The organism is Methylophaga sp. (assembly GCF_030651745.1).
On sequence record NZ_JAUSCC010000057.1, the window covers coordinates 12,650 to 32,098 of the forward strand.

A 19,449-nucleotide genomic window follows, 5' to 3' on the forward strand; every position below is an offset into this window, starting at 1 on the left:
CTGAGCGAACCTTATCTATTTGATATTGCAGTGTGATGACTGTTTTGTTGCGTTACCATGACACAAACTCCACGCACCAGACTGCGGGTGATACCGAACTTAATCAGGACACTATTATGAGCAACCCATTATTGGAAAATCACCGTTTACCGCCATTTTCCGCAATTAAAGCCGAGCATGTTGAGCCCGCAATTGACCATGCGTTAAGCACCGCACGCAATAAAATCGACACTATTTTAAGCACGCTGTCAGAACCTACCTGGGAAACATTGGTACAACCGATGGAAGATATGGACGCATTAATTGACAGTGTCTGGTCGCCGGTCAGCCATATGAATTCAGTGGTCAATTCAGAAGAGTTGCGTCAGGCCTATAACGCTTGTCTGCCAAAACTCAGCGAGTTTTCTACCGAGCTGGGCCAGAATGAAACACTGTATCAAGCTTATAAAGCCATCGCTGAAGGCGCTGAATATCAGAAGCTGGATACTGCACAGAAAAAAGTCATTGATAACGCGGTGCGTGATTTTCGTTTATCCGGTGTTGAGTTGGACCAGGCCAAGCGTGATGAATTTAAAAAGCTGTCACAGCAAATGACTGAACGCACCGCCAAGTTTGAAGAAAATCTGCTGGATGCGACTCATGCCTGGCGCAAGCTGATCACGGACGAGTCTTTATTATCCGGTTTACCACCATCCACCATCGAAATGGCTGAGCAAATGGCCAAACGTGAGGGTGAGGAAGGCTGGTTGTTTACCCTGGATTTCCCATCGTATATGCCAGTGATGTCGTATGCCGATAATCGGGAATTGCGTGAAGAAATGTATACCGCGTTTGCCACTAAAGCCTCCGATCAAGGCCCGCATGCCGGTAAATGGGATAACACTCAGGTGATGCTGGATATTCTCAATCTGCGTCATCAACTGGCGAATCTGCTGGGTTTTGCCAATCATGCAGAGCGTTCACTGGCGACTAAAATGGCCCAGTCACCGCAACAGGTTCTGGATTTCCTGCAGGATCTGGCCAAGCGTTCTAAACCGATTGCTGAAAATGAATATGCCGAACTACGTGCCTTTGCCAAAGTCACCGCTGATCAAGGCAAGCTGGAAGCCTGGGATGTGACTTATTTTGCTGAAAAATTACGCCAGCAGCGTTATTCGATTTCACAGGAAGAACTCAAACCGTATTTCCCGGAAGACAAAGTAGTCAGTGGCCTGTTTGCTGTGGTGAATCGTTTATACGGTCTGGATATTCGTGAACGTCATGATGTGGATGTCTGGCATAAAGACGTACGCTTTTTTGAAATTGTTGCCGAAGATGGCAGCGTGCGTGCCCAGTTTTATCTCGATTTATATGCCCGTCAGCATAAACGTGGCGGCGCATGGATGGATGAATGCAAGGCACGTCGTCGCACGGCTAGTGGCATTGAAATTCCGGTTGCCTTTTTAACCTGTAATTTCTCAGAACCTGTCGGCGATAAACCGGCGTTGTTCACACACGATGAAGTGACCACGCTATTCCATGAGTTTGGTCATGGTCTGCATCATATGCTGACCAAAATTGAATATGCTGGTGTTTCCGGTATCAATGGTGTGGCGTGGGATGCGGTCGAACTGCCAAGTCAGTTTATGGAAAACTGGTGCTGGGAACGTGAAGCACTGGATTTGATTTCCGGGCATTACCTGACGGGTGAAAAACTGCCTGATGAACTGTTCGACAAAATGATCGCGGCTCGTAATTTCCAGTCAGCGATGATGATGTTACGTCAGCTGGAATTCTCGTTATTTGATTTCCGTCTGCATCTGGAATTCAACCCCAATGAGCCGAATCAGGTCGACAAGATCCTTGAACAAGTTCGTAATGAAGTGACCGTGGTAAAACCGCCTAAATTTAATCGCTTTGCTCACAGCTTTGCCCATATCTTTGCTGGTGGTTATGCCGCAGGGTATTACAGCTATAAATGGGCAGAAGTATTATCGGCTGATGCCTTCTCCAAATTTGAAGAGAAAGGTATTTTTGATCGGCAGACCGGCCTGGAATTCCTGGAAGCGATTCTGGAGCAGGGCGGCAGTCGCGAGCCGATGGAACTGTTTATTGAATTCCGTGGCCGTGAACCGCAGATTGATGCGCTATTGCGACATACGGGCATTGCCGCATAAACAAAAAAAGGGCCGAAAGGCCCTTTTTTATAAGCTCAGCAAGCTGACTTTTATGAATTCATACACATTTGCACAGATTCCTGCGCCGTAACAACCATCCGGGTTGCCTGATCTTTGGTCAGTTTGCCAGCTTCGATATCCTGTAGAATTTCCTGATTTAACGCTTGGGTAGTCTGGGCAATATCAGCTCCTTCTACCACTGGCAAAATCGCTTTATCACGATAAACTTCCGGGAATTCTTTTAAAGCACTCAATTGGCAACCGGCCATTCTTGAGACATAGGCATTGGCCTCTGATTCAACCGCTGCTGCGGTCATTTCCGGTCTGGCAGCGCTTAATTGCTGTACCACCATGGGCTTTAATTGGTTGGTGTAATTTGTCGTATAGTTTTTTTCATCCTGCTCATCAATTGCCAGAGCCAATTGCGCGGCGAAGATAAAAGGTAATGCCAGTAATAATTTTTTCATTATATTTCTCTCTAAATGGGGCCGGATAAAGCATCAGACGCTCACTATCAGACTCTAAACCGACCCATATCAAATTATTGTGAACTGCAGAAGACTCGATCCAGAGTCCAACTCGGAGCACAGCTTTACACAGTAGTGAGTTTAAAAGCAAAAAGAGCACCGAAGTGCTCTTTGTATATTCAAATGAAAGACTAGCGTAACTGACTGTCTTTACTGCCGCGCCGATTAAATAGATTGAACGCCTTGTTTTCCTTATCCACGATTTCCTGGCATGCCACACAGAGACGAACACCGGGAACCGCCTCACGTCGAGCCAAGGGGATTTCTTTTTCGCACTCTTCACAATGCGTCAGGCTTTCGCCTTTCGGTAAACGGGAGCGAACCTGTTCAATGCCATCTTCAACACTGGCATCAATCTGATCCTGCACCGCGCCATCACGAGACCAACCTCCAGCCATAACAACCTCCAACTCACTGTTTTCACAGTTTTATTTAATCATTAAAAACTAAATATTGGGCTGATTTAGCGAAAAAGCAAGCTTAATAGATTTTTGTATGAAAATTAAACTTAATAGGTATTGTGCCTTTTATCTGAAAATGTCACTGTTAGCGCCGGGTGAGTATCACAATTTCACTAATAAAGTTTCGGGTCAGCCATAAATGACTTCAGCTTAGCAACGGCGCGAAAACTGATGCAGGCTGTGTAGTTTCATTCGGATGGATATGCATACGAAATGGACAGTAAAGATATTTCCACGTTGCACGCTTCATGTATTCGCTTTATGCCGTTGGTAACGCAATACAATCACACGTTTCTTTCTCTGGGAGAGTGGTGGCAAAAGGTCACGCTTATCGGCAAAATCAATAGTCATTCGGTCACGCCAACCTTGATCGATGATATGGAGACCACACGACGCCATTTCAAAGAGTTACAAAGTAACCTCATCAATAATCTGGTGAAGGAGAACATACGCAAACTCGAATTAGAATGCAGTGCGCGAGCCCAAGTGGCCATTGATATTCTGATCCGAAATCTGTTTGAACGTACGGCAGATGTGGGGTTTCTGGCCACAGATGATGATATTCGTGCCTTTCTACGTGAATCTTCACCGACTGAACAACAACAAAGCGCCATTGTCGAACGTCTTCGACATTACACCGATAAATACAGCGTTTATGACGAGATAGTAATCCTCGATCCACAGGGTCGTGTTCGGGCAAATCTTGATCAGACTAACCAGGTGGCAAGCAGCAACGATCCGTTGATTCGTGAAACTTTGGAAGCCACCCAACCCTATGTTGAAACGTTTCGCCGTTCTGATATTCAGTCTGGCCGACGGGCTGCCCATATTTTTTCAGCCCCTATCCGGGATGATGACCAGCATGGTGGTGCCGTGCTGGGTGTGCTTTGTCTTTGTTTTCGATTCGAGGATGAAGTAAACGGCATTTTTGCGAATCTGGTTAGTGATGATGAGATGATTGCCATTCTTGATCAGCATAATCGGGTGATAAGTAGCAGTAATGAGCAAATTCTGCCATTTGGTTACCGGGTTAGCGGTTCAGGTCAACGTGGGATCAATTTCATTGAACTGGATGAGCAGTATTACCTGTCGCATCAAAACAAAACGAAAGGTTATCAAGGTTATAACGGACTAAATTGGCTCGGTGTCATCATGCGTCCGGTGCAAAAAGCGTTTGCTGAAAAAAGCGCTACTACTAAAAATGATGCTGTTCAATTACAGCGCTCAAGTATCTTTTCACAGACCTTACAGAATATTGCCTACCATGCCGAACGGGTGGTTGATGACTTAAGTCTGGTGGTGCTCAATGGGCAGATTGTTTCGGCCAAACGCAATGCAATTGAATTCATGCCAGTGCTGGAGGAGATCCGCACCATCGGTTACCGCACCAAAGGTGTCTTTGACGAGTCGATTAACGATCTCTGCAACACGGTGGTCAGTTCCTTACTCAGTGATGTGCAATTTCAGGCATTTCTCGCCGTCGACATTATGGATCGCAACCTCTACGAACGCGCGAACGATGTCCGTTGGTGGGCACTTACCTCTCGTTTTCGTGAAATCCTGGCTCAGCCGGGGCGCAGTCATCAGGATGATGCAACGCTCGCCGAGGTCCTGCAATACATCAATGGTCTTTACACGGTTTACACCGACCTGATGGTATTCGATACCAACGGCACCATCATTGCGGTATCCAACCTTGAGGAAAACCACTTAATCGGCCAACCCATGCCCGATCACGATGTGATGAAAAAAGCGCTCGCCATCTCAGATTCAAAGCACTATACCGTTTCACCATTTGCCGCTACGCCACTCTATAACGGGCGACATACCTATCTTTATCTGAGTTCGATTCGTGCACCAGATAACCATAAGATTGTCGGTGGGATCTGCGTAGTCTTTGATGCTCAGCCGGAATTCATGGCGATGTTACAAGACGCATTACCCCGAGACAGCAGTCAACAAGTTCTCAGCGGTGCCTTTGGATTGTTCACCGATCGACACGGACAGATCATCGCCAGCACCAATCCTGAATTATTACCAGGACAGACCTTGCTGCTCGAAAGTCATTTTTTTGAACTGGAAAATGGTGGGCGTGGTTCGGTTATTCTGGAATATAACGGCGATCAATATGCCGTGGGTGCCGCTATGTCAAAGGGGTATCGTGAGTATAAAACTACTGGGGATTATAAGAATGACGTGCTGGCGTTGATTTTTGTGCCGGTGTGAGTGAGGTTTTTGTTTCAAGGGTATGTTGGGTTGAATGCAATGAAACCCAACATCGACATTAAATCTCAATCCGGATTGTTATCTTCCTCTAAAACTTCACGATGGCTTAATTCGTAATATGAAATATTAATCATATTTAATATGAGGCGGATCAGGATAAATTTCCTTATTTTCTGGGGTGTATTGATAATAAACCTTGCTGATCATTATAATCTCTGCAAAATCGTATTGATCAGTATTATGTTTAAAGTTGCATATTTAGCATAGTCATATCCGGCAACGTTCAGCCGTTCTGATCTCAAAAAAATAAACCTGCGAGAAACCCACTTATCTGCCTTTCACTGCTTTTTACAGCGTTGATTGGGGGCTCTGCACTATATTTTCATTTCCCGGAGAAGAATTTTGAGTCATTACAAACCCTATAATGGTCCGGCGGCAGGTTGGGGCGCCTTGATCAGCGTGACCAAGAATTGGATTGGTAGTAAAAATGCCTTGCACAATATCCGCGCTATGCTGAAAACCAATCAGGATCATGGACTGGATTGTCCAGGATGTGCCTGGGGTGAGACGCCTGAAAAAGGCATGATCAAATTCTGTGAAAATGGCGCAAAGGCGGTGAACTGGGAAGCTACTAGCCGTCGGGTAGATCCAGCCTTTTTCGCTAAACACAGCATCAGTGAACTGTTACAACAAAGTGATCATTGGCTGGAATCTCAAGGCCGCATCACCCATCCTATGCGCTATAACGCAGAAACAGATCAATACGAACCAACGACCTGGTCTCAAGCTTTTGAGCTGGTCGCCCAGCATTTAAAAAACATGGATTCACCACATCAGGCCGAGTTTTACACCTCTGGGCGTGCCAGTAATGAGGCAGCGTTTCTCTATCAGTTATTTGTCCGTGCATTAGGTACCAACAACTTTCCTGATTGTTCGAATATGTGTCATGAAGCTAGTGGCATCGGCATGTCCGAAGCATTGGGTGTGGGTAAAGGCACGGTTGAGTTTGGCGATTTTGAGCACGCCGATGCCATCTTTGTTATCGGACAAAATCCAGGTACCAATCATCCTCGTATGCTTGAACCTTTGCGTGAAGCGGTACAACGTGGTGCACAGGTCATTTGTTTTAATCCTTTAAAAGAGCGTGGTCTGGAGCGTTTTCAGCATCCACAAAATCCACTGGAAATGCTCAAAAATGATTCCGAGCCAACCAATACCGCTTTCTTCAGACCCGCGTTGGGTGGAGATTTTGCCGCTATTCGGGGCATGGCTAAATTTCTTTGGCAGTGGGAAAAACAAGCACTGGCCAATGAAGGCGAAGCGGTATTTGATCGCGAATTTATCGCCGAGCATACCAGTGGTGTGGATGACTATCTCGACATGTTAGATAACACCAGTTGGGAGTTAATCGAAACCCAATCCGGATTGAGCCTGGCGGAAATCGAAATGGCAGCCAATATGTATCGTAAAGCCAATCGCGTGATTATGTGTTGGGCCATGGGCATTACCCAACATGTGCATTCAGTAGCGACCATTCAGGAAATCATCAGTTTGCAATTACTGCGCGGCAACGTGGGTAAACCCGGTGCCGGACTATCGCCAGTTCGTGGTCACAGTAACGTTCAAGGTGACCGCACCATGGGCATTGATGAACAACCACCAGAGTGGTTTCTCGATAATCTGGAAAAACGCTTTCAGTTCAAGGTACCGCGTGAGCACGGTCACACCACGGTACAAGCTATTGCAGCGATGGAGCAGGGTGAAATCAAAGTCTTTTTTGGGCTAGGTGGTAACTTTGTTCAGGCCGCTCCCGATACACCGCGAACCCATGCCGCGATGCAAAACGGTGAGCTAACGGTACATATTTCCACCAAGCTTAATCGCAGTCATCTGGTGACTGGTAAAGATGCATTGATTCTGCCGTGTCTGGGACGAACCGAAATTGATTATCAAAAGAGTGGCAAACAAGGCATTACCGTCGAAGACACCTTCAGCATGGTGCATATTTCCTACGGACAGCTCAAACCATTCTCGCCTTTAATGAAATCGGAAGCCGCCATTATTGCTGGTATCGCCGAGGCCACCTTGGGTAACCAACCGGTCGACTGGAACTGGTTGATTGAAGACTATGATCGTATTCGCGATCTTATCTCCGAGGTGATTCCGGGCTTTGAAAACTTTAACGAACGAATTGCTAAACCGGGTGGTTTTTATCTGGGTAATCCGGCGGCCGAACGTAAGTGGCAAACCAGCACTAACAAGGCACGTTTTATGGCCAATCAATTGCCAGAAACACTGTTGCATTCGCAGATAACCGACAGTGGTGAACAAGCCGATTTAATTCTGCAGACCATGCGTTCACATGATCAATACAACACCACCATTTACAGTCTCAACGATCGTTATCGGGGTGTGTATGGCATGCGGGATGTGATCTTTGCCAATGAAGCGGATATTCAGCGCCTAGGTCTGGAGCACGGCCAGAAAGTGGATATTTATTCATTATGGAATGATGGAAAACAACGCCGTGTCAGTAACTTCACTATTCTCAGTTATGACGTCCCGGCCGGGCAAGCGGCAGCGTATTATCCTGAAACTAATCCGTTGGTGCCGTTGGATAGTTATGGGGATAAAACGTTTACGCCAACATCCAAGTTTGTGGCAATTAAGATTGTGCCGACTAAGGCTTTGAATGCGGCTTAGGGTTTGAAGTGATTTGATGAATTGAGGTGGGATTCTGGCTTATATCCAGAGTAGGTTGGGTTGAGCATTGCGAAACCCAACAATTCCAAATTTAAATTATGAACCCAACTGTTGAGATGAACACCAAACAACCACTTTTGTGTGGATAAAAAGCTGTCATTCCCGCGAAGGCGGGAATCTAGTGACTGTTATAGGCTTGTGCTGAGTTTTTCGAAGTCTAACAAACTCATTGCTTCCATGACTTGGATCGCTGCCGCGGGGCGTTCATTTCTTTTGTTTGCCCAAAAGAAACGAACCAAAGAAAAGGGCACCCCATGTGTTGGCCTGCGGCTTCCCGATAAAAATACTTATCTCAGGGAAATCGAAAAAACTCGCTGCGCTCAGACATTCCGATTTCTAATCCTGAAATAACCATTTTTATCGGCAACACAAAAGGGGAATCCACGAGCACCACGCTTGAGTCAATCTCCTCGATGCCCTTTATACGAAGCCGAGCATCGCAGAGCTGGTCGGATCAGCATGGCGGTTGTTTGAGCGAAGCGAGTTTCCGTCATGCCCGACCAGATTGAGAAGCGCAGGGTACCCGCAGGGCGAGTATGGGCTGGCCTTTTTTGGTTCGTTTTTTGGCCACGCAAAAAATGAACAGTGGGCTTTAGTCCACAATAAAAATCAAAAATACCATTCAGTTATGTTTTAACACTTTAGCTAAAACTTGTTTCATTGAATTATGTGAAATGCTCCCATAAAGTGATTTAAATTGTTATTTCCTAAAAACCAATTTTTGCGGTCGGGTGCTCGTGAAATTTTCAAATTTATAGTTGTTGATTTTGAATTGCTATAAAGAACTCCAGTATCCAGATATGTTTTTATTTGTACCGATGGGATGATGAAAAATATATTAGAGCTTTCATCTCTAGCAACTAAAGCATAGTGAGTTTGACCATTTAAATTGGTTACGAAACTATCGTTTCTGATCGTGAATACCCATGAGTTAACATTATTACTTGCTGTTTTTACTTGTATGTTGAAGTACTTATTATTTTTCTCAGCCACCAAATCAACACCTTTATCAACAACCATTATTGAAACGTTAAATTCTCGAAACATCAGTTCACTTGCAACAGCATACTCGCCACCTTTTGCTAAAAAAGCCTTGTCTGTGATCACTAGTATTGGTGGAGATGGTTTTTTGGTTCGTATTTTTTTTAAGCGATAAAGACCTTTCCTGAATGGTCCTACCTTTTCTTTCCCACCTTTACTAAGTACGCGAGAAAATTGTGAACCAGACTTTCTTTTAACTGTTGAGCTTAGAGCGCTGTTAATTTTTGTTTTGAGGGTTTCAAAATCAAGCCCCATGTTCATATTTCTAGAAATTGCTGATCGAGCTATTTCATCTACATGCGCTTGCTGTTTGGGCATGGTTTGCAGAACATCAGCAGCAATTTTAAGAAACGGTGATTCAATCATGATGGAAAGCCTCTGAATTGTGATTTCGGTTTTATTGAGCTTCAAACCTAGTAAAGTAACCAAATAATCAAATATCAAACTGTTAAACTAACTTAATACCCCGTCAATATAAACTATCCATGAAATACACCGACCTAAGAGACTTCATCACCAACCTGGAAAAACAGGGCGAACTTAAACGAATCACCACCGAGGTAGATCCCCATCTTGAGATGACGGAGATTTGTGATCGGGTGTTGCGTGCTGGTGGTCCGGCGATTCTGTTTGAGAACCCGAAAGGCAGCAAGATTCCGGTGTTAGCCAACCTGTTTGGCACGCCAAAACGGGTGGCGATGGGCATGGGTGAGGATTCGGTTGAGGCGTTACGCGAAGTTGGGAAGTTGCTGGCATTTCTGAAAGAACCTGAACCACCAAAGGGCATGAAAGACGCCTGGGATAAGTTGCCGATCTTTCGTCAGGTGTTGAATATGGGCCCGAAGGTGGTGAAAAAAGCCCCTTGTCAGGAGCAAATAATTGAAGGTGATGCGATTGATTTGGCTGAGTATCCGATTCAATTATGCTGGCCGGAAGATGCCGCACCGTTAATTACCTGGGGTTTGGTGGTCACCAAAGGGCCACATAAAACCCGGCAAAATCTGGGTATTTATCGTCAGCAGGTAATTGGTAAAAACCGGGTGATAATGCGGTGGTTATCGCATCGTGGTGGAGCGCTGGATTTTAAGGAGTGGCAGCAAACGCATCCTGGCAAACCGTTTCCGATAGCCGTAGTTCTTGGTTGTGATCCAGCTACCATTTTAGGTGCGGTTACGCCGGTGCCTGATACCTTATCTGAATATGCGTTTGCTGGTTTGCTGCGTGGCAGTAAAACTGAATTGGTGAAATGTATTGGCAGTGATTTGCAAGTGCCTGCCCATGCTGAGATTGTTTTGGAAGGTTTTATTTATCCGGATGATATGGCGCCGGAAGGGCCGTATGGCGATCACACTGGTTATTACAATGAAGTTGATAGCTTTCCGGTGTTTACCATTGAGCGTATTACCCAGCGTAAAAATCCGATTTATCACAGCACTTATACTGGTCGTCCACCAGATGAACCGGCAATTCTAGGCGTGGCGTTAAACGAAGTCTTTGTGCCGATTTTGCAGAAGCAGTTTCCAGAGATTGTCGATTTTTATCTGCCACCCGAGGGCTGTTCGTATCGTATGGCAGTGGTCAGCATGAAAAAACAATATGCCGGTCATGCCAAGCGGGTGATGATGGGCGTGTGGTCATTTTTACGGCAATTTATGTATACAAAATTCGTGATCGTCGTCGATGATGATGTGAACGTACGTGATTGGCAGGATGTGATTTGGGCCATTACCACACGGATGGATCCCGCGCGCGATACGGTGTTAATTGAAAACACGCCGATTGATTATCTGGATTTTGCCTCGCCGGTTTCGGGGCTCGGTTCTAAAATGGGCATGGATGCAACCAATAAACTGCCGGGTGAAACCAATCGTGAGTGGGGTAGACCGATTGAAAAAGATCCTGCAATCGTGGCTCGGGTCGATGCTATATGGTCTGAGTTGGGGCTAGATGAAGACGACTCAGCCCGGTAGTTGAATACCGGCAAAAGCTAACAGATTCAACACCGCCATAATGATCAGCAGCCATATGGTCAATTGCATGCCAATTATCCGACGGGGAATGATGGCTTTACTGACCCCGTTGGCGTGAATCAATCGACCGATAATAAACAGGCTGCCCAGTAAATGGATTAACCAGATTGGGCCCTGGTTGAGTTCAAAAACGATTAACAACAGCAAACCAATTGGCAGATATTCAACAGCATTGGCATGAGCTCTAATCGCGGCCAGGAGATCTTTATTCCCGCCATCGCCCAATGCCACTTTATGTAGACGTCGCAGAACAATGACATTGCGTGCTAAAGCGACGATGAGAAATGCTGCAAGCGCGATATAAATGGTGGCGTGCATAAACCCTAATCCCAGGCATTTAGTGAGAGTCTAAGGGTGCCTTATTCAGCCGTCGTTGATCCAGCTTTATTTTCTTTCTGATTTTCCCACCAATGTGAATGGCTGTTATGTACATGATGATTTGTATGGACCGGGCGCATCATGCGGTTGCTGATAAATGCCACAATCAGTAATGACGCCATCACATACATGGTCGAGTTATAGAGGCTTGGTGTTGGATCCATGGTGCCAGCAGGAACGATTTCCATCAGTGAGGCAATCGAAACGGTGCTGGTTTGAATCAAAGTATCGAGTTCAGACATTGGTGCGCCAAAGCGGTTTAGAAATACATTCGGATCGACGGTGTTGGCCAGGTTGTGAATGGCTTTATAAATGGATTGTTCTCGCAAATGGGTGAGTAATACTGGCCCCAGAATACCTGCTACGCTCCAGGCCGTTAACAGCCGTCCATGAATGCCACCGACATGCAAAGTGCCAAAGATATCTGCCAGATAGGCCGGAATAGTGGCAAACCCACCGCCATACATGGTGAAAATCAACATGGTGACGCCGTAAAACAGAATCAGCCACATTACGGCTGGATTAATACTGACTTGCATTGCAATAAAGGGAATCGACAGATATAACAATGCGCCGAGCAGAAAGAAAATGCTGTAGGTGGTTTGCCGACCAATATAGTCGGACATGGATGACCAGAAAAAACGCCCCGCCATATTAAACACGCTGATCATGAGCACATAGGTAGCAGCAAATCCGGCGTCGACAATTGACGGCAGGCTGGGACCAAAAATATCAGTGACCATGGTTTTAGCCACGCCAATCACACCAATACCGGCGGTGACGTTGAAACACAACATAATCCATAGTTGATAGAACTGTGGTGTTTTTAACGCCTGATCAATATGCACATGGTTTTGAGTTATCAGTGATTTAGCTGCTTTTTTGCTTGGCTCGGGATTCCAGCCGGCCGGTTTCCAATCTGCTGGTGGTACTCGAAAACTAAATGCTGCAATGACCATCACCACAAAATAAACAATGCCCAGCGTTAGAAATACGGACGCTGCTCCAGTGCTGCCTGAACCGACGACATAAACCCCTTCCGGACCGGGCAATGGCATATTCGCCATATCCTTGGCGGTGGCAACTACGACTTCAACTTTGTCACCCGCCATTTCAACAAATCGCCGACCATTTTCGGTGATTAACGTCAGATCAGTGGCTTTGCCCAGATAGGTAGGCGCTTCATAGAACAAGGCCAGCAGATAGCCTTTTAACGGAGCACCAATAATGGCGCCACCACCAAACCCCATAATGGCAATTCCGGTAGCCATACCACGTCGATCCGGGAACCAACGAATGAGCGTGCTGACAGGAGTTACGTACGCAAGTCCAAGACCACAACCACCGATAACGCCGTATCCCAGATAGATTAACCAGAGTTCATGAAAATAGAGTCCCATGCTGCTGATTAAAAAACCACCGCCCCACAGACAGGCGGCAAGAAAGCCGGTGGCTCTGGGACCAACTTGTTCAAGCCATTTACCGCCAATGGCGGCGGCAAGCCCAAGAAAAACAATGGCAGTTGAGAAGATCCATACCACTGATGAAAAATGCCAGTCATCCGCTGCACTGGCAACCACACCCAGCTGCTTGATCAGCGGCGGATTAAACATACTCCAGGCATAAACTGAGCCGATGCAAAGATGAATAAATACGGATGCCGGGGCTATCCACCAACGATTAAATCCTGGTTTGGCAACGATATGACGTTTATGAAGGTGGGCCAGCATGATGTTTTATCCTTAAAGACACATGGTTTCTGCTGATTGAAGCAGTCATCGTTGGTTTTGTGTTGGAATGCTATGCGGATTGTTTTTGGATCTGCACGCTTTGTAACCGGTTTATCGCATCACGTGCTAAGGGTGAAAGATCAGTTTCATCTGTAGCAGTATTAATCAGATCCAGACGCATCTTGGGCGTCCAGAAACGAACCAGATGTTGTTCAATGCGTTCAGCTGCTTCGGCAGGTTCATAGGCACTGAGGTTGGCAGCAATCTGGTTGACCATTTTTATTAAGGTGGCTGTTTGGGAATGGCTATCGTGGCTCATTGATTTGTTCTCTAGATGACGTGGCTTAATAGCTCAGGTTGATGGGGATCGTGATAAATAACGTGTTTATCCGCTCTGGCAAATCCAACTAACAGCAAACCGGCTTGACGCGCCTGTTCAATGGCCAGACTGGTGGGGGCCGAAATGGCAACCAGACAACCGACACCGGCCATACAGGTTTTTTGCACCATTTCATAACTGGCGCGGCTGGTGACCAAAATAAAACCTTGCCCGCGATCTAGCGTCATGCTCGACATTGCACCAATCAATTTATCCAGCGCATTGTGGCGGCCGACATCTTCACGCACGAGTTCAATATTTCCGCTTAAAGAACACCATGCAGCTGCATGAGTGGCTCCTGTCATGGCGTTGATAGGTTGATTTGCACGAATGGTTTCAAAGGCCTGAGCAATGACTTGCTGACTTACTTGGGGAGCATGAACTGCAGGAATTGGCCGGATAGCTTGTTTCAGTGATTCGATACCACATAAACCACAACCGGTTCGGCCTGTCATATTACGGCGTTTGGACTTAAGCTTTTCAAAAGCATCATCGGCGATCTGCAAACGGATGGTGATGCCAGCTTTGGCCTGGGTGACGTGAACATGGTTTATCTGCTCACGTGATTCAACAATTTCTTCGGTCAAACTGAACCCGATGGCAAAATCTTCCAGATTGACTGGCGTAGCCATCATCACTACATGCGAAATATAGTTATAAACCAGGGCAACAGGCACTTCGACAGCAACATCATCAGATCCCCAATGCGCCTGTTTCAGGTTTGGCTGATAAATTGAAACAGGCGTTGGTAACGAAGTTTTATAAACATAGCTCATGACGAGGATGAACCTGTTGGGATCGATTGATCATGTTTTCGATTATGTAAAAGCTTCAATTGCAGCGTTTCAAAAGCTTCAAAGTTTTTCTGCCATTCAGATGGCTGGCTGACCCGCTCGATTTGTACCGCCGTAACCTTGTATTCCGGACAGTTGGTCGCCCAATCTGAATTATCGGTAGTGATAACGTTGGCACCACTGCCGGGATGATGGAAAGTTGTATACACCACTCCGGGTAATACTTTTTCGGTGAGGCGGGCACGTAAAACGGTCTGTCCTGCCCGGCTGGTAATACCAACCCAATCGTTTTCCTTGATGCCTCGTACTTCTGCATCATGGGGATGGATATCCAAACGGTCTTCATCATGCCAAAGCTGGTTTTGGGTACGACGGGTTTGTGCGCCCACATTGTATTGCGACAGAATTCGTCCGGTAGTTAGCAATAACGGGAAGCGGCTGTTGGTTCGCTCCTCGGTGGCAACATATTCGGTGACGCTGAAACGGCCTTTGCCAATCGGAAAATCATCGACGTGCATGGTCGGTGTGCCGATTGGATGCGCGTCGTTGCAAGGCCATTGAATACTGCCTAATTCATCAATACGTTTGAAACTCACGCCAGTGAAGGTAGGCGCAAGTTGTGCAATTTCATCCATTATTTCCGATGGATGGTTGTAATGCATTGGATAGCCAAGCGCATTGGACAAATCCATCGTCACTTGCCAGTCTTCTTTACCAGCTAGTGGAGGCATCACTTTGCGAACACGATTAATTCGGCGTTCTGCATTGGTGAAGGTACCGTCTTTTTCCAGGAAGGAAGAACCCGGCAATAACACATGGGCGAATTTAGCCGTTTCGTTAAGAAACAGATCCTGCACAATCAGGCATTCCAGCGAGCGTAAGGCACTTTCAACGTGTTGTGTTCCGGGATCGGACTGGGCGATATCCTCACCTTGAACGTAAAGTCCTTTAAATTCGCCAGCAATTGCCGCATCAAACATATTGGGGATACGCAAACCCGGTTCATTATCCAGTTTAACGCCCCAGACGGCTTCAAAATGAGCACGTGATTCATCATTCGATACATGCTGATAACCGGGTAATTCGTGTGGGAAGGAGCCCATATCACATGAGCCCTGCACGTTATTCTGTCCGCGCAGTGGATTTACACCAACACCTTCACGACCGAGATTACCGGTAGCCATTGCCAGATTGGCTATGCCCATGACCATGGTTGAACCTTGACTGTGCTCGGTGACCCCCAGTCCATAATAGATTGCACTGTTGTTACCTTGTGCAAAACTACGTGCCGCTTGGCGTACTTTTTCTGCAGCAACACCAGTAATGGCTTCAACGGCTTCTGGAGAATGACGCTCATCACGAATAAACTCACGCCATTTGCCGTAGGTTTCCATATCGCAGCGAGATTCAATGAAGTCGTGGTCTTCAAAACCCTCGGTGACTACAACATGTGCCAGTGAATTAATCAACGCGACATTGGAACCGGGTTTTAGCGGCAGATGCAGAGCTGATTTTAGATGCGGTGTTTTCAGTAAATCGATATGTCTGGGATCGGCCACGATCAACTGTGCCCCTTCACGCAGACGACGACGCATCATCGAACCGAACACTGGATGTGCATCGGTTGGATTCGCCCCGATAACCAGAATGACATCTGATTTCATCACTGAATCAAAATCCTGTGTACCGGCTGATTCGCCCAGCGTGACTTTAAGCCCATAACCGGTGGGCGAGTGGCAGACACGGGCACAGGTATCAGTATTGTTATTGCCAAACGCAGCACGAATCAGTTTTTGTACAAGATAGGTTTCTTCATTGGTACAGCGTGATGAGGTAATTCCACCAATACTATTGCGGCCATATTTTTGCTGGATTCCTTTGAGCTTATCTGCGGCAAACTGAATGGCTTCTTCCCAACTTGCTTCCTGCCAGGGTTCATTGATGGTATTACGAATCATCGGGGTGGTTAGGCGATCTTTATGCGTGGCATAACCAAAGGCAAAACGGCCTTTAACACAAGAGTGGCCATGATTGGCGTCGCCACCTTTGTAAGGCACCATGCGCACCACTTGATCGCCTTTCATTTCAGCTTTAAACGAACAACCCACGCCACAATAAGCACAGGTAGTGACCACGCTATGTTCCGGTTGGCCCATTTCCACAATGCTTTTTTCCATCAGGGTGGAGGTCGGGCAGGCTTGCACACAGGCACCGCAGGATACGCATTCGGAGTCCATGAAGTCTTCGTTTTGACTTGGTGAAACCATCGATGCAAAACCACGACCATCAATTGTCAACGCAAAAGTGCCTTGCACTTCCTCACAAGCTCGTACGCAACGTGAACAGACAATACATTTGCTTGGATCAAAATCGAAATACGGATTGCTATGATCTTTTTCACTTTGCAGGTGATTTTCACCAGCATAGCCGTAACGGACATCTCGCAGACCTACTGCACCGGCCATATCCTGTAATTCACAGTTTCCGTTTGCCGGGCAGGTCAGGCAATCCAATGGATGATCGGAAATATACAATTCCATGATATTACGGCGTAAGTCAGCCAGTTTTTTGTTCTGGGTCGTCACTTTCATGCCTGCATCCACTGTGGTGGTGCAGGATGCGGGATAACCACGTCGGCCTTCAATTTGCACCGCACATAAACGACAGGAGCCGAAGGATTCTAGATTATCGGTGGCACACAGTTTGGGAATGTTGATATCAACCAGTGCCGCAGCCCGCATAACGGACGTACCTTCGGGTACCGATATTTCAATGCCGTCAATTTCCAGCGTCACCAGCTTTTCTGATAGACGTGCTGGGGTTCCATAATCTTTGTTGGGGTTAAATCTTTCTACTTTCATGACTTACTCCTGACGCCCATGGCGCAGTTCGTCGGGGAAAAATTTCATCACACTTTTAACGGGAATTGGCGTCATACTGCCCATGGCGCATAGAGAGCCATCGACCATGGTGTCGCACAAATCTTCCAGTAGTTGCCAGTTGTTATCGGGTCTTTCACCAGCACGAATCCGATCAATGACTTCCACACCTCTGGTTGAACCAATACGGCAGGGTGTGCATTTACCACAGGATTCGACGGTGCAGAATTCCATTGCAAATCGGGCCTGATCACCCATATCAACACTGTCATCGAACATGACGACGCCACCATGACCCAGCACGGCTTGTTCAGAGGAAAAGGCTTCGTAATCAATAATCGTGTGCCACTGACTTTCTGGCAGATAAGCCCCTAATGGACCGCCAACTTGCACAGCTTTTAGTGGTCGACCGCTGCGAGTGCCACCACCAAATTCATTCATCAGTTTGTTCAGTGGAATGCCAAAGGCCAGTTCGACCAGACCGCCATTTTTAACATTGCCGGAAAGTTGAATAGGCATAGTCCCGCGAGAACGTCCCACGCCATAATCAGCATAGGCCTGACCACCCTTGTCGAGAATGTAAGGAATGGCTGCCAGAGATAAAACGTTATTGACGACTGTCGGTTTGCCAAATAAACCGACAATGGCAGGAAGTGGCGGTTTGGCACGGACTAATCCGCGTTTACCTTCCAGGCTGTCGAGTAACGACGTTTCTTCACCGCAGATATAAGCACCAGCACCTAAACGGACTTCTAAATCAAATTGATTTTGACTGCCACGGATATTTTTACCGAGATAGCCATGTTGATAGGCCGTTTCAATGGCTTTATTCAATATTTTGTGAGTAAGCGGATATTCTGAACGTAAATAGATATAACCTTGATTTGCCCCTACAGCGAGGCCCGCAATAGTCATGCCTTCGATGAGCATGAATGGATCACATTCCATTACTAGCCGATCGGCAAAGGTGCCCGAGTCACCTTCATCGGCATTACAGACAATGTATTTCTGCTCATCCGGTGTATCCAGCACGGTTTGCCATTTAATGCCGGTGGGGAATGCCGCACCACCACGACCACGCAAGCCGGAGGTTTTTACTTCATCGACAATCTGTTGTCCTGTCATTATCAAGGCATTGTCCAGGCCGGCGTAACCATCATGAGCAAGATAGTCATCTAGCGACAATGGATCGGTAATACCAGCACGAGCAAAGGTTAAGCGTTGTTGGTTTTTCAAGTAGGGAATTTGCTCTACCAGTCCCACACAAAGATCATGTTGCGTTTGACCTTGATGAAAGTTTTGCTCGAAAAGGGTATGTACATCATTTTGAGTAACAGGACCAAAACCCAGACGACCGTTTTCGGTTTCGACTTCAATTAAGGGTTCTAACCAGAATAGTCCTCTAGAACCATTTCGAACCACCGTGATGTCGATACCACGACTTAATGCTTCAGCCTGTATCAATGTGGCAATCTGATCTGCACCTAAAGATAGGGCCGTAGTATCACAGGGAACAAAAATCCGTATAGACATTAACCTGCCTCCTGCAAACGCTGACGGCAGTTTTTCATCAATTCATCAAAACGTTCCGGGCTGACACGGCCATGGATATCATCATTGATGCGTATTGAAGGTCCAGTAGCACAATTGCCCAGGCAGTAAACGGGTTCCAGCGTGATACTGCCGCAATCGGTTGTTTGCTGGTAATCAATATTGAGGGTGCTTTTGGCGTGCTCTTCCAATTGACGACAGCCCACCGATTGACAGGCTTCAGCACGACATATTTCAACGATGTGTTTACCGGTGGGATGATTGCGAAAATGTGCGTAAAAGCTGATAACCCCATGCACTTCGGCACGGGTGAGCAACATTTCATCTGCAATAATCGGCACCACATTATCGGGAATATGCCCAATGTATTCCTGAACAGCATGTAAGACCGGTAATAAAGCACCAGGCTTTGCTTTTAGCCGTTGTATGATTTCACGGACGGTTTCTATCCGCCATTGCCCTGGTGTTATCATTTTGCCTCTCTTCTTCTATATATGAATATATTTACATATATTATTTTGTTTTTATTGTTTT

Annotated in this window: 14 protein-coding genes; 4 read left to right on the forward strand and 10 right to left on the reverse strand. The window is 46.5% G+C overall.

The annotated features are described in order from the left end of the window. The first annotated feature begins 116 nt into the window (after positions 1–116). Positions 117–2,156 (forward strand): oligopeptidase A, encoded by a 2,040-nt coding sequence (gene prlC, locus Q7V21_RS06825; RefSeq protein WP_304916563.1) that lies wholly within the window; start codon positions 117–119, stop codon positions 2,154–2,156. A gap of 50 nt (positions 2,157–2,206) precedes the next feature. On the opposite strand, the gene Q7V21_RS06830 is transcribed toward prlC, so the two are convergent. Both Q7V21_RS06830 and Q7V21_RS06835 read right to left on the reverse strand, forming a co-directional pair. After that, a complete protein-coding gene (locus tag Q7V21_RS06830) occupies positions 2,207–2,623 on the reverse strand; it encodes a hypothetical protein (protein ID WP_304916564.1) in 417 nt (138 codons plus the stop codon). A 191-nt stretch (positions 2,624–2,814) separates the two neighbouring features. Next, positions 2,815–3,081, reverse strand: a complete 267-nt coding sequence (locus Q7V21_RS06835; RefSeq protein ID WP_304916565.1) for a DksA/TraR family C4-type zinc finger protein — start codon at positions 3,079–3,081, stop codon at positions 2,815–2,817. A 276-nt stretch (positions 3,082–3,357) separates the two neighbouring features. Here Q7V21_RS06835 and Q7V21_RS06840 point away from each other — a divergent pair, with 276 nt between their 5' ends. After that, positions 3,358–5,370, forward strand: a complete 2,013-nt coding sequence (locus Q7V21_RS06840) for a cache domain-containing protein (RefSeq protein ID WP_304916566.1) — start codon at positions 3,358–3,360, stop codon at positions 5,368–5,370. Positions 5,371–5,772: 402 nt separating this feature from the next. Next, positions 5,773–8,073, forward strand: coding sequence for an FdhF/YdeP family oxidoreductase (locus Q7V21_RS06845; protein ID WP_304916567.1), 2,301 nt, complete (start codon positions 5,773–5,775; stop codon positions 8,071–8,073). Positions 8,074–8,790: 717 nt separating this feature from the next. Here Q7V21_RS06845 and Q7V21_RS06850 read toward each other — a convergent pair. Next, positions 8,791–9,540 (reverse strand): hypothetical protein, encoded by a 750-nt coding sequence (locus Q7V21_RS06850; RefSeq protein WP_304916568.1) that lies wholly within the window; start codon positions 9,538–9,540, stop codon positions 8,791–8,793. A 119-nt stretch (positions 9,541–9,659) separates the two neighbouring features. Between Q7V21_RS06850 and ubiD the strand changes: the two genes are divergently transcribed. Then, positions 9,660–11,144 carry a 4-hydroxy-3-polyprenylbenzoate decarboxylase gene (gene ubiD, locus Q7V21_RS06855; protein WP_304916569.1) on the forward strand — a complete coding sequence of 495 codons (1,485 nt, stop codon included), beginning with the start codon at positions 9,660–9,662 and terminating at the stop codon, positions 11,142–11,144. On the opposite strand, the gene Q7V21_RS06860 is transcribed toward ubiD, so the two are convergent. The 7 genes from Q7V21_RS06860 to Q7V21_RS06890 all read right to left on the reverse strand — a co-directional run bounded on the left by Q7V21_RS06860 (position 11,133) and on the right by Q7V21_RS06890 (position 19,388). Then, entirely contained in the window at positions 11,133–11,522 is a 390-nt protein-coding gene (locus tag Q7V21_RS06860) for an MAPEG family protein (protein ID WP_304916570.1), read from the reverse strand. The two genes, ubiD and Q7V21_RS06860, sit on opposite strands and share 12 nt — an antisense overlap. A 41-nt stretch (positions 11,523–11,563) precedes the next feature. Continuing rightward, positions 11,564–13,312, reverse strand: coding sequence for an OFA family MFS transporter (locus Q7V21_RS06865; protein ID WP_304916571.1), 1,749 nt, complete (start codon positions 13,310–13,312; stop codon positions 11,564–11,566). A 70-nt stretch (positions 13,313–13,382) separates the two neighbouring features. Then, the gene (locus Q7V21_RS06870; RefSeq protein WP_304916572.1) at positions 13,383–13,631 is read right to left on the reverse strand and encodes a formate dehydrogenase subunit delta; all 249 of its coding nucleotides are present in this window, start codon (positions 13,629–13,631) and stop codon (positions 13,383–13,385) included. A gap of 11 nt (positions 13,632–13,642) precedes the next feature. Next, positions 13,643–14,467 (reverse strand): formate dehydrogenase accessory sulfurtransferase FdhD, encoded by an 825-nt coding sequence (fdhD, locus tag Q7V21_RS06875; RefSeq protein WP_304916573.1) that lies wholly within the window; start codon positions 14,465–14,467, stop codon positions 13,643–13,645. Further along, on the reverse strand, positions 14,464–17,346 hold the full coding sequence (fdhF, locus tag Q7V21_RS06880; RefSeq protein WP_304916574.1) for a formate dehydrogenase subunit alpha: 2,883 nt from the start codon (positions 17,344–17,346) through the stop codon (positions 14,464–14,466). Before fdhF ends, fdhD begins: the two co-directional genes overlap by 4 nt. A 3-nt stretch (positions 17,347–17,349) precedes the next feature. After that, positions 17,350–18,897, reverse strand: coding sequence for an NADH-quinone oxidoreductase subunit NuoF (locus Q7V21_RS06885; protein WP_304916575.1), 1,548 nt, complete (start codon positions 18,895–18,897; stop codon positions 17,350–17,352). Then, a complete protein-coding gene (locus tag Q7V21_RS06890; protein ID WP_304916576.1) occupies positions 18,897–19,388 on the reverse strand; it encodes a formate dehydrogenase subunit gamma in 492 nt (163 codons plus the stop codon). Before Q7V21_RS06890 ends, Q7V21_RS06885 begins: the two co-directional genes overlap by 1 nt. Between the last annotated feature and the right edge of the window lie 61 nt (positions 19,389–19,449).